This is a genomic window from Nocardioides sp. NPDC000445, from assembly GCF_040300245.1.
Taxonomy (GTDB): domain Bacteria; phylum Actinomycetota; class Actinomycetes; order Propionibacteriales; family Nocardioidaceae; genus Nocardioides.
In genome coordinates, this window is sequence record NZ_JBEPDH010000008.1 from 40,244 (window position 1) to 65,363 (window position 25,120).

Here is a 25,120-nt window from a genome sequence, read left to right on the forward strand (position 1 = left end):
GTCCTCCTGATCGTCTCGTCCGTCCTTCGGATGAGGGCGACGCTAGGAGTCCGCTTTGTGAGTCTTCGCTGGGCAACCTGAGAGGTCTGTGAAGAGACTCAGAGAGCTCAGCGACGGCCGGAGAACCGGATGCCGACCTCGCTCCCGCCGCCCTCGCGAGCGCGGAAGAACGGCGTGCCGCCGTGGCGCGCGGCGACCTCCGCGACGATCGCCAGCCCGAGGCCCGAACCAGGCAGCTCGCGGTCGGTATCGGCGCGCCAGAAGCGCTCGAAGGCGTGCGCCGCCTCGGCGTCGGAGAGGCCGGGGCCGCGGTCGGCGGCGTACACCTCCTCGTCGCGAACCACGACGGAGACCGGCCCGTCGGAGAACTTCAGCGCGTTGTCGAGCAGGTTGACCACCGCTCGCTCGAGGGCCGCCGGATCGCCGGTGATCCGGTGCGGCTCGAGGTCGAGATCGAAACGGCGCGCCGGGTCGCGGCGCTGGGCGCGCTCGACGGCTCGCAGCACGACCTCGTCGACCTGAACCGGGCCCGTCGCCGCGTCGTCGCCGTTGTCGCCGTTGCCCCGGGCCATGTGGCTCAGCTCGGTGACCAGGTCGGCGAGCTCCTCGACCTGGCCCAGCACGGCCTGCGCCACCCGGCGCCGCTGTTCGGGCGGCAGCGGGCGGCCGCTGTCGTCGAGCCGCATCAGCCACTCGACGTTGGTGCGCAGGCTCGTCACCGGGGTCCGCAGCTCGTGTCCGGCATCGACGACCAGCTGCTGCTGACGCCGCCGGGAGCCGGCCAGCCGGGTCATCATGGCGCGGAAGGCGGTGCTCAGCCTGGCCACCTCGTCGCGGGAGCCCTCGGCGCTGTCGACATCGAGCGGTACGTCGAGGTCGTCGGTGGCGGCGACGTACTCGGCGGCCGTGGTCAGCCGCTCGATCGGGCCCACCAGATAGCGGGCCAGCAGCATGCCGGCGAACGCCGCGAACAGCACCCCGAGCAGGCTGGCCAGGCCGAGCAGCCCGGCCAGGCTGCGCAGGGTCGCGTCGACCTCCTCCAACGAGCGCACCGACTGGGCCGCGAGCCCCGGCTCCACCGCCTTGGTCAGCACCCTGACCCGGGTGCCCTGGTCGGTGGACGTGTCACGGACGACCTCGCCGCGACCGGACTCGGCGACCGCCCGCTCCTCGGCGTTGGGCTCGACCAGCCGTTCCTTCTTCCCGAGCAGGCAGATCGATCCGTCACCCCTGAGCAGCTGCACCTGCGGCACCGGCGCGTCCTCCGCCTCCAGCTCCGGCGGCAGCGCCGGCGGGTCCTCGCACATCCGCTCGGTCAGGCCCTCGCTGAGTGCCGTGACCCGGGTGCCGTTCGCGTCGATCGAGCCCCGGATGAGCAGCCGGTCGCCGAGCGAGCTGTCGATCTGTCGCAGCAGGGTCGCTCGGGTGGCGGTCCACGCGAACACGCTCGCCATCACGATCGCCAGAGCCACCACCACCGCCGACAGCAGCGCGATCCGAGCCCGGATCGGCCACTGCCTCACGACGGCTCCTTCAGGACGTAGCCGACACCGCGGACGTTGTGGATCAGGCGGGGCCCGCCGCCGGCCTCGGTCTTGCGGCGCAGGCAGCCGACGAAGACGTCGAGCGTGTTGGAGCCGGAGTCGAAGTCCAGCCCCCAGACCTCGCGAAGGATGGTGTCGCGGGAGAGCACGCGGCGCGGGTTCTGGAGGAAGAGCTCGAGCAGGTCGTACTCGGTGCGGGTCAGGTCCACGCGGCGCTCGTCCACGGTGACCTCGCGCAGGGCGGGCTCGGCGACGATCCCGGCGAAGCGGAGCAGCCTGTCCCCGGCGCCGCCCCTACGGCGCAGCAGCGCACGCATCCTGGCCAGCAGCTCCTCGAGGGCGAACGGCTTGACCAGGTAGTCGTCGGCACCGGCGTCGAGACCGGTCACCCGCTCCTCGGTGCCGTCACGGGCCGTGAGCAGGAGGATCGGTACGTCGAGGTGCCGCGAGCGCACCCGCCGGCACACCTCCAGCCCGTCGATGTGGGGCAGCCCGATGTCGAGGATCACCAGGTCGGGTACGTCCTCGGAGAGCCGTCCGAGCGCTTCGCCCCCGTCGGCGGCGGTGGTCACGGCGTACCCCTCGAAGGCGAGGCCGCCCTTCAGGCTCGTACGCACGTCCGGCTCGTCGTCGACGAGCAGCACCCGGACAGGTTCGGCTGAGGTCGTGGTCACGCGATTCAGGATCCCTCGGGATCCTGAGAGGAGATGAAAGCCCCGGCTCGGCAGAGCCTGGTCGGGGCCGGGTCAGAGCGGCTTCGCGAGCTCGGCGAACTCGAGGTCGTCACGCAGCGGGCGACCGAAACGCTCGTCGCCGTAGGGGAACGGCTCGAAGCGTCCCGTACGCCCGAACCCGCGCCGCTCGTAGAACGCGATCAGGTCCTCGCGCTGGCGGATCACTGTCATCCTGATCTCCGCCGCGCCCCACTCGCGCGCGATCCGCTCGGCCTCGGCCATGACGGCCTTGCCGACGCCGCCTCCCTGCAGCTGCGGCGAGACGGAGAACATGCCGAAGTAGACGTACGCCTCTCGCTTCTGCAGCTGGCAGCAGGCGACGATCTCGCCGGCGCGTTCGGCGACGAGGAGGCGAGACCCCGCAGCGGTGATCACCTCACGTACGCCGTCGGGGTCGGTGCGTTGGCCGGCGAGCAGATCCGCCTCGGTGGTCCAGCCGGCACGGGAGGCATCGCCGCGGTAGGCCGACTCGATCAGCCCGACCAGGGCTTCGACGTCGGCGAAGTTGGCGTCACGGAAGGTCAGCTCGGGCACGAGCCCCAAAATACGACAGAGCGACAATCAGGCGGGCAGGTCGGGCAGCGCCGCCCGCAGCAGCCAGGCGTCGAAGAGCGGGGTGAGGTCGCGGCCACAGACCTCGGCCGCGAGGGCCTCGAAGTCGGCGGTGGTGACCGATCCCCCGCTGTGCCGGGCCACCCAGGTGCGCAGGATCGTGAAGAAGGCCTCGTCGCCGACGGTGCGTCGCAGGGCGTGCAGGGTGAGCGCGCCGCGCTTGTAGACGCGGTCGTCGAACATGTCCGCGGGACCGGGGTCGGCGAGGACCAGGTCCTGCGCCAGCGCCGACAGCCGGCGGTGGTGATGGCGCGCGTGCTCGCCGCACGAACGGCCGCCGGAGGCGTCGGACCACAGCCACTCGCTGTAGCAGGCGAAACCCTCGTGCAGCCAGATGTCACGCCACTCGCGCAACGTCACCGCGTTGCCGAACCACTGGTGGGCGAGCTCGTGGGCCACGAGGCGTACCTCCGACCACTCGCCGGTGAGGTGGTTGCGCCCGAAGGTCGACAGCGACTGCGACTCGAGCGGGATCTCGAGCTCGTCGTCGGTGACCACGACGGAGTAGGAGGCGAACGGGTAGGGCCCGAAGACCGAGGTGAAGTAGGCCATCATCTCCCGCTGGCGCCCGAAGGAGGCCTCGAACCCGGCGGTGGCGTCGACCGGGTACGCAGCCCGGATCGGCACCCGGCCGCCCGGCCCTTCGGCCGGCGCGATGTCGACGACCCGGTAGCGCCCGATCTGCACCGTGGCCAGATAGGTCGCCATCGGTTCGGCCTGCCAGTAGCGCCAGGTCTCCCCGCTGCCGCGGCGTACGCGGGAGGTCAGCTCGCCGTTGGAGACGACCGCATAGCCCGGCGCCGTGGTCACGCTGATCGCGTAGCGGGCCTTGTCGGAGGGGCGGTCGTTGCACGGGAACCAGGTCGGCGCACCATGCGGCTGACCTGCGACGATGACACCGTCGTCGAGCTCCTCCCAGCCGGCGTCGCCGTGGTGCGAGAGCACCACCGGACGGGGCTTGCCGGAGTATCTGACCGTGACCACGAACTCCTCGCCGGCAGCGATCCGTGAGCGGAGGTTCAGTACCAGGCGGTGGTCGTGGTGGGACCACTTCGCCGGCGGGCGGCCGTCGATCGCGACCTTCTGCACCCGCAGGTGGGAGAGGTTGAGGACGACGCGGCTGAGGTCGTCGACGGCGACGGCACGGATCGTCGCCGTGCCTGCGAGCCGGTTGCCGACCAGATCGTAGGTGAGCTCGAGGTCGTAGTGGGTCGCGCTCCAGGACAGGTCCCCGTGACCTGAGAGGTAGGGGTCTGCTGTGGGGAGCTTCGGCACGGCGGTCATGTTAGAGGCATCCGCTCAGCCGGCCTGGTCCCAGGGACCGATCGGGTTGCCGATCCACAGGGTCTTGTCCGGGAGGCTCTCCCCGCGCATGACCAGCGAGACCGGGCCGACCACCGCGTGCCGGCCGATGGCGGCGGCGGGCAGGATCACCGAGTTGGGCCCGAGCGTGGCGCCGCGCCGGAGGACGACCTCGTCGAGGGCCAGGACGCGGTCATGGAAGAGGTGGGTCTGCACGACCGTGCCGGCGTTGACCGTGGCGCCGTCGCCGACCTCGACGAGGTCGGTCTCGGGGAGCCAATGGGTCTCGATCCACACGCCGCGGCCGATCTTCGCGCCGAGCGCTCGAAACCAGAGGTTGAGCACCGGGGTCCCGGACACGGCGCCGGTGAACCAGGGCGCGGCGAGCACCTCGACGAAGGTGTCGGCCAGCTCGTTGGACCACACGAACCAGCTCCACAGCGGGTGCGACCCTGCCCGGATCCGGCCGACGAGCAGCCACTTCGCCGCCACCGTGATGCCGGCGGCGACCGCTCCGGCTGCGGCGAGCACCGGTCCTGCGACCAGGATCGCGACGAGGAGATCCGTCGCCTCCCAGATCCTGACGAGCACATAGGCCACCCCGGCGTAGAGCAGCACCGCGAGCGTCTGCGGCACCAGCCGGGCCAGCTCGACGAGCGCCCGCGCGATCTCGAGGCGTCCCGGCGGGTCATAGGTACGTCCCGAGTCGGCCTCCCCGGCCGCCCGGCGCAGCGGCGCCGGCGGCGAGCCGAGCCAGCTCTCGCCCTTCTGCGCGCGCTTGCGGCGCGGGGCGGCGCTGAGCACGGCGACCAGGGACGCCTTCGGCACCTTGCGGCCGGGTGCGGCCATGCCGGAGTTGCCGACGAAGGCCCGTTTGCCGATCTTCACCCGCTCGACCCGCAGCCAGCCGCCGCCGAGCTCGTAGCCGCCGATCAGGGTGTCGTCGGCCAGGAAGCTCTGGTCGTTGACCTGTGTCAGCCCGGGGATCATCAGCACCGTCGAGGCCTCGACGTGCTTGCCGATCTTCGCGCCCAGCGCCCGCAGCCACAGTGGCGTCAGCGTCGAGGAGTAGAGCGGGAAGAGCCAGGTGCGGGCCTCGTCGAGCACCTGCATCGTCGACCAGACCGCGACACCGGCCAGGCTGCGTACGGGATGTACGCCGGGGGCGATCGCCAGACCGGCGAGCCGCACCACCGCCCAGATCAGTGTCGCCAGGGTGGCGAAGCCGGCCACGACCGCGACCGGACTCCAGGCCAGCAGCGCCCCGATGTCGGTGTAGGAGGTGGGCACGCCGGCGAGAGCGACGCCGACGAGCACCCCGACGCCGATGGCGACCGCGGGAAGCAGGGCGAGGACGCCGGCCGCGATGCCGTAGAGGAGCATCCAGACCTGGGCGCGAGCCTGGGGCGGCTGCCACGGCCCGCGGGCCTCCCGCGCGGCACGAGCCGCCGGCGAACCAGACCAGAACTCGCCCACCGGTACCACGCCGAAGACCGCCGACCCCGGTCCGACCTCGGCGTCGTCGCCGACCCGGGAGCCGGGCAGCAGCGTCGACCGGGCCCCGACCCTGGCCCGTTCGCCCACCTCGACAGCACCGAGATGGAGCACGTCGCCCTCGATCCAGTGACCCGAGAGGTCGACCTCCTGCTCGATCGAGCAGCCCTTGCCGAGGGTGAGCATGCCGGTGACCGGCGGGAGGCTGTGCAGGTCGACGTTCTTGCCCATCCGCACGCCGAGCAGCCGGGCGTACCAGAGCATCCAGGGTGCCCCGGCGAGACCGTGGGCGCCGAGCTCGTCGACGGCGTGCGTCGCCAGCCAGAGCCGGAGATGGACCTTGCCGCCGCGGGGGTGCTCCCCCGGACGTACGCCGCGCAGGATGAGCCGCGCCGCGCCCGCGGCGAGCAGCATCCGGCCGGGCGGGGTCAGGAAGGTGAGGACGGCCGGCACGAGGATCCACCAGCTGAGCGAGGGCAGCCAGGGCGCCCACGGGTGGGCGAGCGTCGTCCCGAGCGCGATCCAGGTCAGCCAGCGCGGTGCCGCGAGGCAGCGCAGCAGGATGGTGGCGACCACCTGAGCGACCTGGGTCTTGAGGCGTACGGCCGGCACCTCGTGCTCGGAGAGCGCGGCAGAGCTGCCCATCTCGTCGATGTAGGTGGCCAGCGCCCCGAGCTTCGGCTGGTCGTAGATGTCGCCGAGCGCGACCTCGGGGAAGCGCTCGCGGATCAGGCTGACCATCTGGGCCGCGGTCAGGCTGCCGCCGCCGAGGTCGAAGAAGTCCGCCGCCGGCCCGGTGACCTCGGCGCCCAGGACGTCGTTCCACAGCCCGGCCAGCCAGGCCTCGGTGTCGCTGAGCCCCTCACCCGAACCTGCGGCGGAGGCGAGCGGCCAGGGCAGCGCGTCGCGGTCGACCTTCCCGCTCGTACGCGTCGGGAGGCTGTCGACCACGGCCAGCCGTGGAACCAGGGCCGCCGGCATGTCGGCCCGGAGCCGGGCGACGGAGGTGGCCTGGTCGAAGGTGTCGTCGACGGTGACATAGCCGACCAGCAGGCTGTTGCCCGCGGCACTCCTCCGCACGGCGGCGGCCGCCCCGACGACTCCGGGAAGCTGGAGCAGTGCGCTGTCGATCTCGCCGAGCTCGATGCGCCGGCCGCCGAGCTTGATCTGGTCGTCGGCGCGCCCGCCGAAGAGCAGCCCGGCGGGGTCGTTGACGACCAGGTCACCGGACCGGTAGGCGCGCTCCCAGCCGAGGGAGGGCATCGGGGCGTACTTCTCGGCGTCCTTGGCCGCGTCGAGGTAGCGCGCCAGGCCGACGCCGCCGATGATCAGCTCGCCGGTCTCGCCCTCGGGGACCGGGAGGCCCGTGGCAGGGTCGACGACGGCGAGGTCCCAGCCGTCGAGCGGGAGGCCGATGCGTACTGGTCCCTCCGCGGTCAGCCGGGCACCGCAGGCCACCACCGTCGCCTCGGTCGGGCCGTAGGTGTTCCACACCTCCCGCTCGGGCGTGACCAGTCGGGCCGCGAGCTCGGGCGGGATCGCCTCGCCGCCGGTGATCAGCAGCCGCACCCGGTCGAGCGAGGACGGCGGCCACAGCGCGACCAGCGTGGGCACCGTCGAGACGATGGTGATCTGGTTGGCGACCAGCCACGGACCGACGTCGACCCCGGAGCGCACCAGCGCCCGTGGGGCCGGGACCAAGCAGGCCCCGTAGCGCCACGCCAGCCAGATCTCCTCGCAGCTCGCGTCGAAGGCCACCGAGAGACCCGCCATCACCCGGTCGCCGACCCCGATCGGGGCGTCCTGGAGGAAGAGGCGCGACTCGGCGTCGACGAACGCCGCCGCGTTGCGATGCGTCACCGCGACCCCCTTCGGGGTGCCGGTCGACCCGGAGGTGAAGATCACCCAGGCGTCGTCGTCGGTCGACGGCTCCTCCGGTTCACGCGCCTCTCTGGTCCCGACCGTGGTGACCCGCAGGTCGTTGGTCACCACCGCGGCGACCTGCGCCTCGCCGAAGACCAGCCGGGCCCGCTCCTCGGGGTCGTCGGCGTCGACCGGCACATAGGCAGCACCCGCACAGAGGATCCCGAGGATCGCGACGTACAGGTCGGTGGTGCCGCTCGCGATCCGCAGCCCGACCTTGTCCCCCGGCCCGATCCCGGCGGCGTTGAGCTCGGCGGCCAGCCCGTCGGCGGCCTCCTCGAGCTCGGCGTACGTCAGCAGCCCGTTGCCCGCGTCGACCGCCGGCTCGTCGGGCACCTGGGCCGCGGTGGCCCGGAAGATGGCCACGAGCGTCCGAGGCTCAGGCGCGAGGTCTCCTCGCAGCAGGGGATCGGTCACCCTGACATCATCGGTCACCCAAAGCGAACCGGGCGGGTTGTCCCGGCGTACGTCTTGGAAAGGTTTTCGCGAACCCGTAGACGAGAACACGTTCTAATTGCCACACTCGGTGATGTGACCCCGATCACTCTCCCCGACGTCCTCGAGGCGATGGCCGACGCCATCCCCGACCGCACCGCCGTGTTCACGATGGAACACGCCTACAGCTTCGCCGAGGTCGACGAGCGCGCGACCCGGCTGGCCAACCACCTCCTCGGGCAGGGCATCGAACCCGGCGACCACGTCGCCGTCCACTCCCGCAACCGGATCGAGTGGGTCGACGCCTTCTACGGGTGCATGAAGGCGCGGGCGGTGCCGATCAACATCAACCACAAGTACCTCCACGACGAGCTCGACCACCTCTACCGCAACTCCGACGCGGTCGCGGCGATCATCGGACCGGAGCACGTCGAGGCGGTCGCCGCGCTCGGCCTGGGCATCCCGACGCTGGTCCTGGGCGAGGAGTACGACGCCGCGGTCGCCGCCGCTTCCAAGGAGCGCCCCGACATCGAGCGCAGCGCCGACGACCGCTACGTCATCTACACCGGCGGCACCACCGGGATGCCGAAGGGCGTCGTGTGGCGCCAGGAGGACATCATCCGCGCCGCGATGAACGCGAGCCGGTTCGGAGCTCCCTTCGACACCGTCGAGCAGCTCGCCCAGGAGGCCGCGGCGCAGGAGTCGCCGATGGTGCTGCTGGCCTGCGGCCCGATGATGCACGGCGGCAGCCAGTGGATCATGGGCAACGGCCATGTCGCCGGCTGCACGGTCTCGCTCTACACCGAGCCGACCTGGTCGCCCGAGACGATCCTCGACCTGGTCCAGGCCGCCGGGGTCAACTCGCTCACCTTCCTGGGCGACGCCATGGGCCGCCCGGTCGCCGAGGCGATCCTGCGGGAGCCGGAGCGCTGGGACCTGAGCAGCCTGTTCGCCGTCTCCAACGGTGCCGCCCCGCTCTCCGCGGGGGTCCGCGCCCAGCTCCGGGAGGCGCTGCCGGGTCGCTACATCCTCGATTCCTACGGCGCCTCGGAGTCCGGGGCGGCCGGCATGCAGGTCGACGACGGCAATGAGGGCGTCCAGGCCGCGCCGAAGTTCCAGGTCGGGATGGACGTACAGGTCTTCGACACCGACATGAGGCCGTGCGCGCCGGGTGAGACCGGGATGCTCGCGCGCACCGGGTCGATCCCGCTGGGCTACTACAACGACCCGGTGAAGACCGCGGCGACGTTCAAGGAGGTCGACGGGCAGCGCTGGTCGATCCCGGGCGACTTCGCGCGGCGCGAGGAGGACGGCTCGATCACCGTCCTCGGCCGCGGGTCGGGCTGCATCAACACCGGCGGCGAGAAGGTCTTCCCCGAGGAGGTCGAGTCGGTCCTGCTGCGTCATGCCGACGTCTTCGACACCGCGGTCGTCGGCACCCCACACGAGCGCTGGGGCCAGCAGGTCACCGCTCTCGTGCAGCTCCGCGACGGCGCCGCGACCTCGACCGATGCGCTTCGCGAGCACTGCCGCAGCCTCATCTCCGCCTACAAGGTGCCCAAGGACATCCTGCTCGTGGAGCGAGTCCCCCGCACGCCCGTGAGCAAGGTGGACTATCGTGCCAGCGCTACGGTCGCTGCGGAGCTGCTCGAGGCGCGTACGTGACGGCCGGCTGATCGGACGTACGGTTCGGTGCCGTACGGCCCTACCCCTGGCTCTATCAATTGGAAGGCACGTACGTCGCTGTGTCCGCCGTGATCCCCCTCACACTGCCCGACATCCTGGAAGCGATGGCCGACGCGATCCCCGATCGCACGGCCGTCGTCACCTCCGACCGCACCTACTCGTACGCCGAGATCGACGAGCGTGCCACGCGCCTGGCCAATCACCTGTTGAGCGTCGGCCTCGAGCCGGGTGCCCAGGTCGCCGTCCACGCGACCAACCGGATCGAGTGGGTCGACGCCCTCTACGGGTGCCTCAAGGCCCGCACCATCCCGGTCAACATCAACCACGCCTACCGGCGCGACGAGCTCGCCAGGACGTACGCCGCCACCGACTGTGTCGCAGCCATCGTCTCCCCCGAGTTCACCGACGACCTCGACGAGCTCGACCTGAGGCTCGACCACCGCGTCGTCCTGGGTCCCGACTACGACGCCAAGGTCGCCGCGGCGTCCAAGGAACGGCCGACGGTCGGACGTACGCCCGGCGACTGGCACATCATCTTCACCACCGGCACCACGGGCACCCCGAAGGGTGCGGTCTGGCGCCAGGAGGACCTGATCTGGGCCGCGCTGAACACGGTCCGCCGCAACGCACCGATCCCGTCGGTCGAGGGCCTCGCCGCGGAGGCGGCCGCTCGCGACTCGGGTGTCGTCCTGCTCGCCGGCGGTCCGCTGCTGCACGGACAGAGCCAGCTGCTGCTCCTGCGGGCGCTGGTCTCAGGCGGCACCGCGGTGCTCGACACCTCGCCCACCTTCTCCGCCGAGGCCTTCCTCGACCTCGCCGAGCAGGCCGGCGCGACCGCGATCACGCTGCTGGGCGACGCCCAGGCGCGGCCCGTGGCCAACGCCCGGCTGACCGGCAAGAAGCGCTGGCCGCTGCGCTCGCTCGCCGGGGTCTCCAACACTGCGGCGCCGCTCTCCGACGGCGTCCTCGGCACCCTGCGCAACGCCTTCGCCCGCCGGGTCATCGTCGACTCCTACGGCACCCTCGAGACCGGCGTCACCGGCTCCCGCGCCGACGACGGATCCCCGCTCGTGCCCGGCGAGGCGCGGTTCATGGTGGGCCCGGAGGTGGAGGTGTTCAACCCCGACCTCACCCCGGCGGCTCCCGGCGTCGAGGGCCTGCTGGCCCGCTCCGGCCCGTCGGCTCTCGGCTACTACAAGGACAACGCCCGCTCGGCCACCGCGATCAAGCTGATCGACAACCGCCGCTGGACTTTCCCCGGCGATCTCGCCCGCCGCGAGCAGGACGGCTCGATCACCCTGCTCGGCAGGGCTGCCACGCTCGTACGCACCGGTGACCTCGAGATCCACCCCGAGACCATCGAGGGCGTGCTCCTGGCCCACGAGGACGTCGTCGACGCCGCCGTCTTCGGCATGCCCCACCCGCGCTGGGGCCAGCAGGTCGCGGCGCTGGTGCAGCTGACCCCCTCGACCGAGACGACCGCCGCCGACCTGCGCAAGCACGCCCGCGACCGGCTCGGGGAGTCGCACGAGCCCAAGCTCGTCCTGCTGGTCGAGTCGGTGCCGCGTACGCCTGCGGGGACCGTCGACTACCGCGCCGCCACCGGCCTCACCGCCGACATGCTCAGTACCGGCGGCAAGAGCCCGGACGACGTGGCAGCCGAAAAGTAGCCGAGTCGGCGCAACTGCCCCGCCGCCGGACGCCGAGTCGGCGCGAATGTCCCAGCTGCTTGGGACATTCGCGCCGACTCGGGATCGTTTTGCGGGGCAGACGCGCCGAGTCGGCGCGTTACGACGAGCCGACTCGACCGGTGTTCGTGTCAGGATCCGGCGGCTCGGTCGCCTCGGGCGGGAGCTCGGGCAGGTGGTGTCCGAACGGGACCTGCTGGATCTGCCCGAGGGCGGCGAGGACGGAGGGCAGCATCGCCTTGGCGGTGCGCTTGTAGCCCATCGCACTGGGATGGAAGTGGTCGATCGCGAACATCTCGTCGGGGTTGGTGATGAAGAACGGGCCCACGACATCCGAGAGCGAGACCACGTGGGCGCCCTTGGCCAGCGCGGTCTCCCGCTGGCCCTCAGCCAGCTGCTTGGCGATCCTGCGCCCGAGCGAGCGCAGCGGCTGAGGCAGGGGGCGTACCGCACCCACGTCCGGGCAGGTTCCGACCACGACCTCGGCGCCACGCTCGCGCAGGGCGTCGATGACCTCCCCCAGCACCCGGGTGGAGTCCTTCTGCGGCACCCGGTGGGTGACGTCGTTGCCACCGACGATGACCACCGCCACGTCAGGCCGGTAACCCTCCGGCAGCGACTCGAGCTGCGCGGGGACCATCGACGTCTCGGCGCCGACCACGGCCGCCGTACGTAGCCGCACCGGCCTCAGCAGAGCCTTGGCCGTGCCCTTGGCCAGCCGGGCCCCGAGGGTGCCGCCCCTGGTCTCCGCGCCCAGCCCGGCGGCGATCGAGTCGCCGAGGATGAGGAGCTCGACCGGCGTACCTCCGTAGGTCTTCTTGTAGACCTTGTCGGCGTCGATCGCCTCCTCGCCGAGCGGCTTGCCGATCACGTCGCGCGCGTGCGCCGCCTGTCTTTTCAGCAACGTCACGAACCCGGCACCGGCCGCCGCACCCACCACACCGACTGCGCCGGCGACTCCAGCGGTGGCGGCGACCATGCCGAGCCACCTGGCCTCTTCACTCGTCTTCGCGCTGCTCACATTCCTTATCTGTAGCGCACGAGTGTGAACGCAAGGTTCCTTGACGAAGGTCCTACGCCTGGGAGAGCCCGGCTTCCTCGAAGGCGTCGTAGTTGGGGGCGATGGTGGCGCGGGGGCCGACGATGCCGCTGACCGCGTCGAGCGTCTTGAGACCGTGGCCGGTGTTGATGATCACCGTCTCCAGGCTCGGGTCGAGGAGACCGTTGTCGACGAGCTTCTTGGTGACCGCGAGCGTGGTGCCGCCGGCGGTCTCGGTGAAGATGCCCTCGGTGCGGGCCAGGAGCACGATCGCGGCGCGGATCTCGTCGTCGGTGACCTCCTCGACAGCACCGCCGGAGGAGCGGGTGGCGTCGAGGACGTAGATGCCGTCGGCCGGGTTGCCGATGGCGAGCGACTTGGCGATCGTGTCCGGCTTGACCGGGCGGATGGCGTCGACGCCTGCCTTGAACGCGGTCGCGACCGGGTTGCAGCCGGTGGCCTGGGCGCCGAAGATCCGGTAGGGCTTCTCCTCGACCAGACCGAGCTTGATCAGCTCCTTGAAGGCCTTGTCGACCTTGGTCAGCTGGGATCCGGAGGCCACCGGGATGACGATCTGGTCAGGCAGGCGCCAGCCGAGCTGCTCGGCGATCTCGAAGCCGAGCGTCTTGGAGCCCTCGGCGTAGAAGGGACGTACGTTGACGTTCACGAACGCCCAGCCGTCCTCCTCCGCGGCGATCTCCTGCGCGAGCTTGTTGACGTCGTCGTAGTTGCCGTCGACGGCGATCAGGTTGTCGGTGAAGACGGCGGAGTTGACCTGCTTGGGCTGCTCGAGGTTGCTGGGGATGAAGACGGCGGTGGGGATCCCGGCGCGGGCGCCGGCGGCGGCCACGGCGTTCGCCAGGTTGCCGGTCGAGGGGCAGGCGAAGACCTTGGCGTCGAGCTCGCGGGCGGCGCTCAGAGCACAGGCGACCACGCGGTCCTTGAAGGAGTTGGTCGGGTTGGTCGAGTCGTCCTTCACCCAGATCTTCTCGATGCCGAGCTCACGCGCGAGGTTCTTCGCGTCCAGCAGCCGGGTGAAGCCGGGCTCGGTGTTGGGGCTCTGCTCGATGTCGTCGGGCACCGGCAGCAGGGCCTTGTAGCGCCAGATGTTGCGGGGTCCGGCCTCGATCTCCTCGCGGGTCACGGCCGGGAAGTCATAGGCCACCTCCAGTGGCCCGAAACACTCCGGACAGGCGTAATGCGGTCCGAGCTCGATCTGGTGCACACACTCCCGGCACGACAGCGCCGAGGCGTTGCCGAAAGCGCCCTCGCGCAGGCCCTTCGTCTCCGTGGTCGCAGCGCTCATGAGAAACCTCCTCCTCATCTTCCCCGATCACGTCTCTCGCGCCGGGCCGGAATTAGCACCTGCTCCACGCCCTACCCGATGGCCGGGAGGAGGCTCGTGGTCGGTTGCCGGGACTTCACTGGGCCGTTCCCTCAGTCCCTCTCGATGAGCGATACCGATCGTACGGCAGGCAACTTGCCTGAAACACACCCGGGTTCCACTCCGCGGACCAACTGTCCATCATTTGGACACCGACGGGTCCTCGGTCAGCGGGCGCGGAGGCGGCGCAGCATCCGAGCGTCGTCGAAACCGACCGCTCGCGCGGCCGACTCCATCGTGGTGCCCACGGCCAGCAGATGGTCGGCCCGTTCGCGACGGAGAGCCTGCTGGTAGCGGAGCGGAGTCAGACCGGTCGCCGCGACGAAGGCGCGGGTCAAGGTGCGTTCGCTCACCCCCGCACCGTCCGCCAGAGCGGAGAGCGGCAGCGGCTCGGCGAACCGGGCGTCGATGACGTCCTGCACATGGTGGACGGTGTCGTCGAGATGGTTCCGGTGGCGCAGCAGGACGCTCTCCTGCGGCTGGTCCCCGTTGCGCCGCGCGTAGACGACCATGTCGCGGGCCACGCGGGCCGCCAGCGCCGGTCCGTGGCGTACCGCGAGCAGGTGCAGGCTCAGATCGATGCCGCTGGCGATGCCCGCTGACGTCACGATCCGGTCATCGCTGGTGAAGAGCACGTCGCGCACCACCCGGGCCTTCGGGTAGCGCCGTGACAGCGCGTCCTGGAGATCGTGATGAGTGGTGCAGCGACGTCCGTCGAGGAGGCCCGCCTGCCCGAGGGCGTCGGCGCCGGCACAGACGCTGGCCACCTCGCCCCCGGTCGCATGATGGGCACGCAGCCGCTCGGCGGCCTCACGGCTGAGCCGGGGTCCGGCGACGAGGTCGTACGCCGCCCGCCAGCCCGGCACGACGAGCAGGTCACCGGAGTCGAGATCGGGCCATTCCGCGGTGGCCGTCAGCGGCAGACCCTGTGCGGACAGCACCTCCCCCGGCTCGGCGCCCGCGACGTACGCGAGGTCGTAGGGGTGTCCGAGGCTGCCCGCGGTGTGGAACGCCTGTGCCGGCCCGGCGAGGTCGAGCAGATGTACGCCGGGCAGCAGCACGAACACGACCGCGGTCATACCGCAGATGCTGCCACAGCCTCCAGATCGTCGATGGTCGCGATCTCGGCGAACCGGCCGCTGAGCACGAGCTTCGTACGCTCCACGACCTCCTCGGCCGAGAGGCCGCCCAGCGGCTCGGTGGTGACGGCGTCGGCGACATAGGTGACCCGGTAGCCGAGGTCGGAGCCGACCCGCGCGGTGGTCTCGACGCACTGCTCGGCGCGGATCCCGCACACCACGAGCTCGGTGATCCCGCGCTCGGTCAGCACCTGCTGCAGGTTGGTCGTGGTGAAGGCGTTGTGGGCGGTCTTGCGCAGCTCGACATCGCCCGGCTCGGGGCCGCTGAGCCCGTCGAGGTAGCGAACGTGGCCCGACTCCGGGTCGAAGACGCCGCCACTGCCGGGCTCGGTGTGGAGCACCCAGACCACCAGGTCGCCCGCGGCCCGCGCGAGACTCACCAGCCGGTCGGCGCGGTCGGCGATGTCGGGGTGAAGAGTCTGCTGCCATACCTCCCGCTGGCGGAAGGACTCCTGGATGTCGATGACGAGAAGCGCTCGGTTGCTCATGCCCCCAGTGTGCGAGCTGCCCGCTCGACGCACGAGGCATCAAGCGGGCAGCATCCGGAACGATCCGGTCAGGCAGCAGCAACCGTGCTCTGGGTGGTGGCCTCTCCCTCGGCAGGCGCGAGGGCGCCGCGTACGACATCCCTGACATCGCTCACCAGGTTGATCTTCAGAGCCTGCTTCACCTCGTCGGGCACCTCGTCCAGGTCGGGCTCGTTGCGTTGCGGCACGAAGACCTCGGTCAGGCCGGCTCGCTGGGCGGCGAGCAGCTTCTGCTTGAGGCCACCGATGGGCAGCACCCGGCCGGAGAGCGAGACCTCACCGGTCATGCCGACCTCGCTGCGCACCGGGCGACCGGTGGCGAGAGAGGTGAGGGCGGTGACCATCGTGATGCCAGCGCTCGGGCCGTCCTTGGGGACCGCACCCGCGGGCACGTGGACGTGGAGCGAGCGGTCGAGCACGGCCGGGTCGACGCCCAGCTCGGCGGCGTGCGAGCGGACGAAGGAGAGCGCGATCTGCGCGGACTCCTTCATCACCTCGCCGAGCTGACCGGTGATGTTGAGGCCGGTCTGCCCCTCGGCCGAGGACGCCTCGATGAAGAGCACATCCCCACCGAGCCCGGTCACCGCCAGTCCGGTGGCGACCCCCGGGACAGAGGTACGCTCCGCCGACTCCGGCGTGAACCGCGGTCGTCCGACCAGGTCCTTGAGGTTGTCCAGGCCGATCTCGACGTGCTCCGCACCGGTGGCCAGCCGTGTCGCCACCTTGCGCAGCGCCTTGGCGATGAGCCGCTCGAGCTGGCGTACGCCCGCCTCGCGGGTGTAGTTCGCGGCCAGCTCACGCAGGGCGTCGTCGCTGACCGCGGCCTCCTCGGAGGTCACCGCGGCTCGCTCGAGCTGCCGGGGCAGCAGGAAGTCACGGGCGATGGCGACCTTGTCGTCCTCGGTGTAGCCGTCGATCGTGACCAGCTCCATCCGGTCCAGCAGCGCCGACGGGATCTGCTCGACCACGTTGGCGGTGGCGATGAACAGGACGTCGGAGAGGTCCAGGTCCAGCTCGAGGTAGTGGTCGCGGAAGGTGTGGTTCTGCGCCGGGTCGAGCACCTCCAGCAGCGCGGCGGCAGGGTCACCCCGATAGTCCGAGCCGACCTTGTCGACCTCGTCCAGGAGCACGACCGGGTTCATCGAGCCGGCCTCCTTGATGGCCCGCACGATCCGGCCGGGCAGAGCCCCGACATAGGTGCGCCGGTGACCACGGATCTCGGCCTCGTCGCGGACACCGCCCAGCGCGACCCGGACGAACTTCCGTCCGAGCGAACGCGCGACCGACTCACCCAGCGACGTCTTACCGACCCCTGGCGGGCCGGCGAGCAGCACCACGGCACCGGAGCCACGGCCACCGATGACCTGCAGGCCCCGCTCGGCACGCCGGGTCCGCACCGCCAGGTACTCCACGATCCGGTCCTTGACCTCCTCGAGGCCGTGGTGGTCGGCGTCGAGAACCTCACGAGCCGCGACCACGTCGGTCGAGTCCTCGGTCCGGACCGACCACGGCAGCTCCAGCACCGTGTCCAGCCAGGTGCGGATCCAGGCGGTCTCGGGGTTCTGCTCGGAACCACGCTCGAGCTTGTCGACCTCGCGCAGCGCGGCCTCGCGTACGGCCTCGGGGAGGTCGGCGGCCTCGACGCGGGCCCGGTAGTCATCGGAGCCCTCGGGCTCGCCCTCGCCGAGCTCCTTGCGGATCGCGGCGAGCTGCTGGCGCAGCAGGAACTCCCGCTGCGTCTTCTCCATGCCCTCGCGTACGTCCTCAGCGATCTTGTCGCTGACCTCGGACTCCGCGATGTAGTCCTTCGCCCAGGCGATCACCTTCTCGAGCCGCTCCTCGACCGACGGCGTCTCCAGCAGCTCACGCTTCGCCTCGTCGTCGAGGTAGGGCGCGTAGCCGGCGGTGTCGGCGATCTCGGACGGCTCGGTGAGCCGGTTGACCTGGTCGATGACCGGCCACGCCTCTCGACGCTGGAGCACCGCGACGACCAGCCGCTTGTACTCCTCGGCCAGCTCCTTCGCGTGCTCCGTGGTCGTCTCGGTCGCGGTCTCGACCTCGACCCACAGCGCAGCACCGGGGCCGGTCACGCCGGAGCCGATCTTCGCGCGGCCGACGGCCCTCAGCACCGCCGCGGGCTCACCGCCCCGGAACCGGCCGACGCGCTCGATCGTGGCCACAGCGCCGTACGTCGCATACCGGTCCCCCAGCCGCGGCGCGACCAGCAGCCGGCTCTCCGAGCCGGCCCGGGCGGCGTCGATCGCAGCCTGCGCGGCCTCGTCGAGCTCGATGGGCACGACCATCCCCGGCAGGACCACGGCATCCGAGACGAACAGCACAGGAAGCTTGTCCATTTGCGGACCCTCCTAGAAGAGTTGAGTGATACTGGCTCAACTTCTGGGAGCAACCGGATGTTCCCTCCGGTTATCGTGTTCGCTGTCAGCGGACGGCGTCGGCCGTCAGCCGCTCCAGCAGCCCCAGTACGCCTTCCGGCCCCTGCACCTCGAGATCGGCGAGATCCGCGAGGGGACCCCGGTCGGGCCCGGCGTGGGAGTAGACGAGCAGCGTCGCCGACCCGGTGGTCTTTCCCCAGGCCCTGACCGCCTCGAACGCCTCGATGTCACCCAGGTCGTCACCGCCGAACAGGATCGCGCCGGGCGAGACCTCCGAGATCAGCGTGTCGATCGCGTGACCCTTGTGCATGCCGGGCGCACGCACCTCGATGACCTGCTTGCCGGGCTCGATCACGAGCCCGTGCTCGCCGGCCAGCTCGGTCAGCGGCGGAAGCAGACGCGCGGCGAGGCCGTCGGGATCGGGGAACCGGCGGGTGTGCACCCCGACGGCGAGACCCTTCTCCTCGATGTAGGCGTCCTGAGCCCCGTGAGCCGCGAGCACCTCCGGCAGCGCCGCCTCGAAGGCGGCCAGCCCGTCGGGCGGCGGCGGGCCGACGACGACCCGGTCGGCACCGCTCCAGCGCTCGTTGCCGTACTGCCCGAAGACGTACAGCTCCTTGCCCTCCTCCGCGAGCGCGTCGGCGATCGCGGCCAGCCCGCCGAGCTCGACGACCTGTCCGGCCGGTCGGCCGGTGACGATGGCCAGTGCCTTCACCTGGGACGCGAGCGCGATCAGGACCGCGGCCGCGTCCGGATGGATCCGAGCCGCAGCCGGATCCTCGACGATCGGAGAGAGCGTGCCGTCGAAGTCGAGACCGACGAGGGTCTCGGCGGCAGCAGCCGCGATCGCGGCGTACTTCTGCTCTCCTGCGGTGCCATCAGGCTGGAGTTCGGCCATGCCTCAACTGTGACACGGCAACCACCTCGGAGCCGACCGCGAGGTCGCCGCCGTGCGGTAGATCACACACCCTCGACAACGGCCGGAAAGGCTCAGAGAGCCCCGGTCAGAACCACCGTCAACCGGTCGCCCTTCATCGAGCCCTCGACCGACACATGGGTGCGTTTGATGCCGAGGTCGTCCGCGAGCTGTTGACCCTCGCGCTTCATCTCGCTCGGGTAGTAGACGGTGTTCTCCGGGATGGAGCCCATCCAGTTGTCCTCGCCGACGACGTTCCACCCGACCGTGGTCGCCTTGGCCGCGACCTCACCGGCCAGGCCGGCGATGTTGGTGTTGTTGTAGACCTCGACGCTGACCTTGGCACGGTCGACGGGCGAGGGCTCGGCCTTCGCCGGCTTCTTCTCCTCCGCCTTGGCCGCCTTCGGTGAGGCCGACGCCGAAGCCGAGGGGCTGCCGCCGGCCTGGGCGATCTCCTTGCCCTCGTCTCCGTCACCACCGGTGATCCAGAAGATGATCACCGCGGCGACCACGGCCACCACGCTCAGCGCGATGACGGGTGTGGGGAGCGCGACGCCACGCTCACCCTTCGAAGGACGTACGCAGCCGGTCATTCAGACCTCGAAACCGAGCCGTCTCGCCGAGCGCTGACGCTGCCGGGCCGCGCGGAGCCGCCGCAGGCGGCGTACCAGCAGAGGGTCGGCCTCGAGGGCCTCCGGCTTGTCGATGAGAGCGTTGAGCACCTGGTAGTAACGGGTGGCGGACATGTTGAACGCCTCGCGCACAGCGGCTTCCTTGGCTCCGGCGTACTTCCACCACTGACGCTCGAAGTCGAGGATCTGCTTGTCTCGCTCGCTGAGGCTCGAGGGGTCCTCGCCTGGGCCTGTGACCTGCACGTTGACAGCGCTCATTCCTCGTCCCCCGGTGTCGTCTGCATCTGACCACACCCTAACGCGCCGAACTACACCGCTGTGGTTCACCCTCCCGGCGTGTTACTCGACAGGTATTCACTTCAGGGGGCCGGAAGTCACGGGTGGAACGACTCGGCGCCGAACCTGGCGCCGTTCCATTACAGTCGGAGATGTGCAGGCTGACCTGGTAATCGTGGCCAATCGGCTCCCCGTGGATCGTGTGGAGATGCCGGACGGAACGAAGGCGTGGCGGCGCTCCCCAGGAGGTCTGGTCAGCGCCCTGGAGCCTGTCCTGCGGGCCAACGACGGTGTCTGGATCGGCTGGCCGGGCGGCACCGACGAGGACCTCGAGCCGTTCGAGGACGACGGGCTCCACCTGCTGCCGATGACGATGACCGCTCAGGACATCGAGGAGCACTACGAGGGCTTCTCCAACGGCACCCTGTGGCCGCTCTACCACGACGTCGTGGCCAAGCCGGAGTTCCACCGCGAGTGGTGGGACGGCTACCAGCGCGTCAATCGGAGGTTCGCCGAGAAGTGCGCGGAGGTCGCCGCGAAGGGCGCGACCGTCTGGGTGCAGGACTACCAGCTCCAGCTGGTCCCGCAGATGCTGCGCGAGCTCCGCCCCGACCTACGCATCGGCTTCTACCTGCACATCCCGTTCCCGCCGGCCGAGCTCTTCCAGCAGGTCCCCTGGCGCCGCCAGCTCCTCGAAGGCCTCCTCGGCGCCGACCTGGTCGGCTTCCAGCTGCCGCAGGCGGCCCAGAACTTCGTCCGCCTGGTGCGCCAGCGCGTCGGTCACAAGACCCATCGTGACCTGGTCTATCTCCCTGACGGCCGCACCGTGCACGCCGCCGCCTTCCCGATCTCGATCGACTTCGTGGGCTTCGACGAGATGGCCCACGACGAGGCCATCAATCAGCGCGCCAAGGAGATCCGCCAGCAGCTCGGCGACCCGAAGAAGATCCTGCTCGGCGTCGACCGGCTCGACTACACCAAGGGCATCTACGCCAGGCTGCGCGCCTACGGCGAGATGCTCCGCGACACCGAGCTCGACGTCGAGGACGCGATCTTCGTCCAGGTGGCGGTGCCCTCGCGCGAGCGCGTCGAGCAGTACCGCAAGCTGCGCGACGACATCGACCGCCTCGTCGGCCGGCTCAACGGCGATCTCGGCCGCATCGGCCGCCCCGCGATCTCCTACCTCCACACCTCGCTCCCCCGAGCGGAGATGGCCGCGCTCTACCGCGCCGCCGACATCATGGTCGTCACCCCCTACCGCGACGGCATGAACCTGGTCGCGAAGGAGTACGTCGCCTGCCGCTACGACAACGACGGCGCCCTCGTGCTCTCCGAGTTCGCCGGCGCGGCCGAGGAGCTGCGCCAGGCCTGGCTCGTGAACCCCTACGACATCAACGGGATGAAGGCCGCGCTGCTCGAGGCGTACAAGGCCGAGCCGAAGGAGCTCACCCGCCGGATGAAGGCGATGCGCAAGCAGGTCGCCTCCAAGGACGTACGTTATTGGGCCGACTCCTTCCTCGAGGAGCTCGCCGGGGTGCAGGGCAGCCACACCAAGAACGTCCTTCCGCCCAACGCCCACTAGGACCGGCCAGGTGGCTAGAGTCGTCGCGTGACCACCAACTCTGACCCGATCAGGTGGGGAATTCTCGGCACCGGCCGGATCGCCCACTCCCTCGCCACCGATCTGATGCTCGTCCCCGACGGCCGGCTCGCGGCCGTCGGCTCCCGGAGCAAGGAGTCCGCGGAGACGTTCGCGAAGGAGTACGCCGCCAACGGCCCGGTCCGCGCGCACGGCTCCTATGAGGAGCTCGCCGCCGACGAGGACGTCGACGTCGTCTATGTCGCCTCCCCCCACTCCCACCACCTCGAGCACGCCACCCTCATGCTCGAGGCCGGCAGGCACGTGCTGTGCGAGAAGGCGCTGACGCTCAACGCCGCCGACTCGCAGAAGATGGTCGACCTGGCGACCTCCAAGAAGCTCTTCCTCATGGAAGCCATGTGGATGGCGACCAACCCGATCATCCGGCGCCTCGTCACCGACGTGAAGTCGGGCCGCTTCGGGGTCCCCCGACACGTACACGCCGAGCTCGGCTTCGTCGCCGACCCCGAGCAGCACCAGCGCCTCCTCGACCCCGCGCTCGGCGCCAGCGCGCTGCTCGACATGGGCATCTACCCGCTCACCTTCGCCCACCTGCTCTTCGGCGAGGCCCGCGCGCTGACCGCTCAGGCCAACATCGGCACCGGGGCCGACGGCGGCACCTTCGACCTCGACCTGGTGATGACCGGGAAGTACGCCGGCAACGAGCTCTCCACCATGGTCTCCTCGGTCACCTCCTACTCCTCGCGCTCGGCGGCCATCGCCACCGACCAGGGGCGCATCGAGCTGACCGACTTCCACCACCCGTCCTCGGCGGTCTTCAAGCCCGCCAACGGCGACGAGCCCGTCGAGATCGTCGGCGACGAGCCCGTCATCGGCGCGGCGTACGGCAACGAGATCGCCGAGGTGCAGCGCTGCCTGCGCGAGGGTCTTCTGGAGTCCCCGCTGGTGCCCCACAGCCAGACGCTCAGCCTGATGCGCCAGATGGACATGATCCGCGAGTCCATCGGCGCCCGCTACGCGAGCGAGTCCTGACGAGAAGTCACCCCCTCAGGCCGAGACGTCAGCTGCGTCGGTCGAGTTGGCAGCTCGATGCCAACTCGACCGACGCGAGTGACGTCTCGGCCGACGTACCTGACGGCTCGGCTCTCAGGCGGTGTTCGGCTTCTCGTTGAACGTACGGTGCGGCTGCACGACGGCGAGGAGCTCGCGGGCGATCTCGGGGCCGAGGGCGCCCCAGTGGTCCTTGTAACCGTAGACACCGGCGAGGGTGCGTGACTCGTAGTCGCCGTTCATGACCTCGATGTCGTGGGGCGTGATCAGGCCGGGGTGGGCGACGCCGACGGCGGCGGAGACCTTCGTCAGCTCCCGGCGAAGGGTTCTCAGGTAGCTGGCGCAGCGGTCGCCCTTGTCCAGCGGGTCGAGGCCGCCGGAGAGCCACTTGCTCTGCGTCGCGACGCCGGTCGGACAGGTGTCGTCGTGGCACTTCTGAGCCTGGATGCAGCCGATCGACATCATCGCCTCGCGGCCGACGTTGACCATGTCGGCGCCGAGCGCGAAGGCGACGGCGGCGTTCTCCGGCAGACCGACCTTGGCCGAGCCGATGAAGGTGACCGAGTCGGTCAGGCCGAGCTCGGCGAAGGTGCCGTAGACCCGCGAGAAGCCGATCCGGTACGGCATCGCGACCGCGTCGGAGAAGATCAACGGCGCGGCGCCGGTGCCACCCTCGCCGCCGTCGACGGTGACGAAGTCGACGCCCCGCTCCCCCGACCGCATTCTGGCGGCGAGCTCCCGCCAGAACTCCATCTCACCGACCGCCGACTTGATGCCGACCGGCAGCCCGGTCTCGGCGGCGATCATCTCGACGAAGTCGAGCATCGAGTCGACGTCGTGGAAGGCGGAGTGACGAGACGGCGACACGCAGTCCTTGCCGACCTCGATGCCGCGGATCGCGGCGATCTCCGGGGTCACCTTGGCCGCCGGCAGCAGCCCACCGAGGCCGGGCTTGGCGCCCTGGGAGAGCTTGATCTCGATCGCCTTGACCGGCGCGGTGGCGACCCGCTCCTTGAGCCGATCGATCGAGAAGGTGCCGTCCGCGTTCCGGCACCCGAAGTACGCGGTGCCGATCTGCATGACCAGGTCAGCACCACCTTCGAGGTGGTAGGACGAGATGCCGCCCTCGCCGGTGTTGTGCATCGCGCCGGCCTTGAACGCACCCCGGTTGAGCGCCGTGATCGCCGGCCCGGACAGCGACCCGAACGACATCGCCGAGATGTTGACGACCGACTCCGGCCGGAACGCCTTCGCACGCCTGCGCGGACCTCCGAGCACCTTCGCCGACGGGAGCCTGGCGGCCCGGTCGTGGTCGTCGGGCAGGGAGTCGGCGAACGTACGGTGCTTGATGTGGATGTGGCCCTGGACGTGCTCGATGTCGTTGTCGGTGCCGAAGCCGAAGTAGTTGTTCTGCTCCTTGGCCGAGGCGTAGACCCAGCGCCGCTGGTCCCGGCTGAAGGGCCGCTCCTCGTCGTTGCCGGTCACGATGTACTGCCGCAGCTCCGGCCCGATCTTCTCCATCAGGTAACGCGCGTGCCCGATCACCGGGAAGTTCCGCAGGATCGCGTGCTTGCGCTGGGTCAGGTCGCGCGCGGCGACCACGCCGGCGGCAACTGCCACTCCCCCGAGGAGGGTCGTCATCTTCATGTACGTCTTCCTACCGGGCGGTCTCCTCGTTGTAAAAGTCCGCGACCGTGTCGCCGGGTGTCACTCAGGCGAACTCGGGAATGACCTTCGACTCGAAGAGCTCGATCGAAGAGCGGTCGTAGGCGGCGTCGCCGAAGTAGGTGATGGCGTACGTCATCCCCAGCTCCTCCATCGACTTCAGCTTCTCCACGATCTGCTCGGGCGTGCCGGCTAGCCCCTGGACGCCGCTGCGGCGAGCATGCTCCGCGCCGGCAGCCTCTCCGAGCGACTTGGCGAGGTGGTCGGCGTACCAGTCGATCTTGTCCTGGACGTCCTTCTCGGTCTCACCGATGAAGACGTTGTAGTTGGACGAGCGGGTGATCTCCGAGAAGTCGCGGCCGAGGTTCTCGCAGTGCGCCGCGAGGATGTCGGACTTGGCCTTGAACGTCTCCGGGTCGCCGGCGAAGTTGGTGTAGTCGGCGTACTGGGCCGCGATCTTCAGAGTCACCTTCTCGCCGCCGCCGGCGATCCACAGCGGGATGCCGGATCGGCCCTGCTGCAGCGGCAGCGGCTGACAGATGGCGCCGTCGACCTGGTAGTACTTCCCGTCCAGCGACGAGATGCCCTTGGTCCAGGCCTGCTGGAAGATCTGAACGCCCTCGCGGAGCATCCCGAGACGGTCGCGCGCCTCCGGGAAACCGTAGCCGTAGGCCCGCCACTCGTGCTCGTACCAGCCCGCGCCGATGCCCATCTCGACCCGGCCGCCACTGATGTGGTCGGTGGTCGCGGCAACCTTCGCCAGGTAGGCCGGGTTGCGGTAGGACATGCACGAGCACATCTGCCCGAGGCGCACCCGTGACGTCACCGCGCCCAGACCCGCCATCAGCGACCAGGCCTCGTGGGTCGCCTGGTCGGACGGCTCCGGGGTGGTGTGGAAGTGGTCGTAGACCCAGACCGACTCCCACGCCTCGCCCGAGTCGGCGTGCAGCGCGAGTTCCTTCATCGTCGTCCACTGGTCCGCCGGGTCGATGCCGACGAGGTCAAAGCGCCATCCCTGCGGGATGAAGAGTCCGAACTTCATGCATCCAACCTATCCAGCGCCCGTGTGGGTGGCGAACGA

General features: G+C 70.4%; 19 protein-coding genes and 1 riboswitch. Of the genes, 4 read left to right on the forward strand and 15 right to left on the reverse strand.

The genetic code is table 11. The annotated features are described in order from the left end of the window. Positions 1-107: 107 nt before the first annotated feature. The 5 genes from ABT304_RS12420 to ABT304_RS12440 all read right to left on the reverse strand — a co-directional run bounded on the left by ABT304_RS12420 (position 108) and on the right by ABT304_RS12440 (position 8,026). The gene (locus ABT304_RS12420) at positions 108-1,523 is read right to left on the reverse strand and encodes a sensor histidine kinase (RefSeq protein WP_350715530.1); all 1,416 of its coding nucleotides are present in this window, start codon (positions 1,521-1,523) and stop codon (positions 108-110) included. Continuing rightward, positions 1,520-2,218, reverse strand: a complete 699-nt coding sequence (locus ABT304_RS12425; RefSeq protein ID WP_160026872.1) for a response regulator transcription factor — start codon at positions 2,216-2,218, stop codon at positions 1,520-1,522. Before ABT304_RS12425 ends, ABT304_RS12420 begins: the two co-directional genes overlap by 4 nt. Positions 2,219-2,290: 72 nt before the next feature. Further along, positions 2,291-2,812: a GNAT family N-acetyltransferase gene (locus ABT304_RS12430; protein WP_350715532.1), complete on the reverse strand. Its 522-nt coding sequence runs from the start codon at positions 2,810-2,812 to the stop codon at positions 2,291-2,293. 27 nt (positions 2,813-2,839) lie between these two features. Continuing rightward, positions 2,840-4,174 (reverse strand): M1 family metallopeptidase, encoded by a 1,335-nt coding sequence (locus ABT304_RS12435; RefSeq protein ID WP_350715534.1) that lies wholly within the window; start codon positions 4,172-4,174, stop codon positions 2,840-2,842. A gap of 15 nt (positions 4,175-4,189) precedes the next feature. Continuing rightward, entirely contained in the window at positions 4,190-8,026 is a 3,837-nt protein-coding gene (locus ABT304_RS12440) for a Pls/PosA family non-ribosomal peptide synthetase (RefSeq protein ID WP_350715536.1), read from the reverse strand. A gap of 114 nt (positions 8,027-8,140) precedes the next feature. Between ABT304_RS12440 and ABT304_RS12445 the strand changes: the two genes are divergently transcribed. Continuing rightward, positions 8,141-9,709 carry an AMP-binding protein gene (locus ABT304_RS12445; RefSeq protein ID WP_350715538.1) on the forward strand — a complete coding sequence of 523 codons (1,569 nt, stop codon included), beginning with the start codon at positions 8,141-8,143 and terminating at the stop codon, positions 9,707-9,709. 89 nt (positions 9,710-9,798) lie between these two features. Beyond that, positions 9,799-11,400 carry an AMP-binding protein gene (locus tag ABT304_RS12450; RefSeq protein ID WP_350715540.1) on the forward strand — a complete coding sequence of 534 codons (1,602 nt, stop codon included), beginning with the start codon at positions 9,799-9,801 and terminating at the stop codon, positions 11,398-11,400. 118 nt (positions 11,401-11,518) lie between these two features. Here the strand turns inward: ABT304_RS12450 and ABT304_RS12455 are convergent, their stop codons facing one another. The 8 genes from ABT304_RS12455 to ABT304_RS12490 all read right to left on the reverse strand — a co-directional run bounded on the left by ABT304_RS12455 (position 11,519) and on the right by ABT304_RS12490 (position 19,706). Continuing rightward, a complete protein-coding gene (locus ABT304_RS12455; protein WP_350715541.1) occupies positions 11,519-12,439 on the reverse strand; it encodes an SGNH/GDSL hydrolase family protein in 921 nt (306 codons plus the stop codon). A gap of 52 nt (positions 12,440-12,491) precedes the next feature. Continuing rightward, positions 12,492-13,763 (reverse strand): threonine synthase, encoded by a 1,272-nt coding sequence (gene thrC, locus ABT304_RS12460; RefSeq protein ID WP_350715542.1) that lies wholly within the window; start codon positions 13,761-13,763, stop codon positions 12,492-12,494. Between the two features lie 11 nt (positions 13,764-13,774). Beyond that, positions 13,775-13,914: riboswitch (SAM riboswitch) on the reverse strand. Between the two features lie 94 nt (positions 13,915-14,008). Further along, positions 14,009-14,920 carry a GlxA family transcriptional regulator gene (locus ABT304_RS12465; protein WP_350715544.1) on the reverse strand — a complete coding sequence of 304 codons (912 nt, stop codon included), beginning with the start codon at positions 14,918-14,920 and terminating at the stop codon, positions 14,009-14,011. Then, positions 14,917-15,468: an isochorismatase family protein gene (locus ABT304_RS12470; protein WP_350715546.1), complete on the reverse strand. Its 552-nt coding sequence runs from the start codon at positions 15,466-15,468 to the stop codon at positions 14,917-14,919. The genes ABT304_RS12465 and ABT304_RS12470 overlap by 4 nt, the downstream gene beginning before the upstream one ends. Before the next feature lie 68 nt (positions 15,469-15,536). Further along, a complete protein-coding gene (gene lon / locus ABT304_RS12475; RefSeq protein ID WP_350715548.1) occupies positions 15,537-17,861 on the reverse strand; it encodes an endopeptidase La in 2,325 nt (774 codons plus the stop codon). Positions 17,862-17,946: 85 nt separating this feature from the next. Continuing rightward, positions 17,947-18,798, reverse strand: a complete 852-nt coding sequence (gene otsB / locus ABT304_RS12480; RefSeq protein ID WP_350715550.1) for a trehalose-phosphatase — start codon at positions 18,796-18,798, stop codon at positions 17,947-17,949. A gap of 92 nt (positions 18,799-18,890) precedes the next feature. Beyond that, complete coding sequence (locus tag ABT304_RS12485) at positions 18,891-19,409, reverse strand: LytR C-terminal domain-containing protein (RefSeq protein WP_160026838.1); 519 nt, start codon at positions 19,407-19,409, stop codon at positions 18,891-18,893. Next, the gene (locus ABT304_RS12490; protein WP_008360832.1) at positions 19,410-19,706 is read right to left on the reverse strand and encodes a DUF3263 domain-containing protein; all 297 of its coding nucleotides are present in this window, start codon (positions 19,704-19,706) and stop codon (positions 19,410-19,412) included. 157 nt (positions 19,707-19,863) lie between these two features. Between ABT304_RS12490 and ABT304_RS12495 the strand changes: the two genes are divergently transcribed. Together ABT304_RS12495 and ABT304_RS12500 are read left to right on the forward strand one after the other, a co-directional pair. Further along, positions 19,864-21,306 (forward strand): alpha,alpha-trehalose-phosphate synthase (UDP-forming), encoded by a 1,443-nt coding sequence (locus ABT304_RS12495; RefSeq protein WP_350715864.1) that lies wholly within the window; start codon positions 19,864-19,866, stop codon positions 21,304-21,306. 27 nt (positions 21,307-21,333) lie between these two features. Further along, positions 21,334-22,356 carry a Gfo/Idh/MocA family protein gene (locus ABT304_RS12500; RefSeq protein WP_350715552.1) on the forward strand — a complete coding sequence of 341 codons (1,023 nt, stop codon included), beginning with the start codon at positions 21,334-21,336 and terminating at the stop codon, positions 22,354-22,356. A gap of 114 nt (positions 22,357-22,470) precedes the next feature. Here the strand turns inward: ABT304_RS12500 and ABT304_RS12505 are convergent, their stop codons facing one another. Together ABT304_RS12505 and ABT304_RS12510 are read right to left on the reverse strand one after the other, a co-directional pair. Beyond that, positions 22,471-24,021: an FMN-binding glutamate synthase family protein gene (locus ABT304_RS12505; RefSeq protein ID WP_350715554.1), complete on the reverse strand. Its 1,551-nt coding sequence runs from the start codon at positions 24,019-24,021 to the stop codon at positions 22,471-22,473. Between the two features lie 64 nt (positions 24,022-24,085). Further along, positions 24,086-25,081: an LLM class F420-dependent oxidoreductase gene (locus ABT304_RS12510; protein ID WP_350715555.1), complete on the reverse strand. Its 996-nt coding sequence runs from the start codon at positions 25,079-25,081 to the stop codon at positions 24,086-24,088. Positions 25,082-25,120 lie beyond the last annotated feature (39 nt).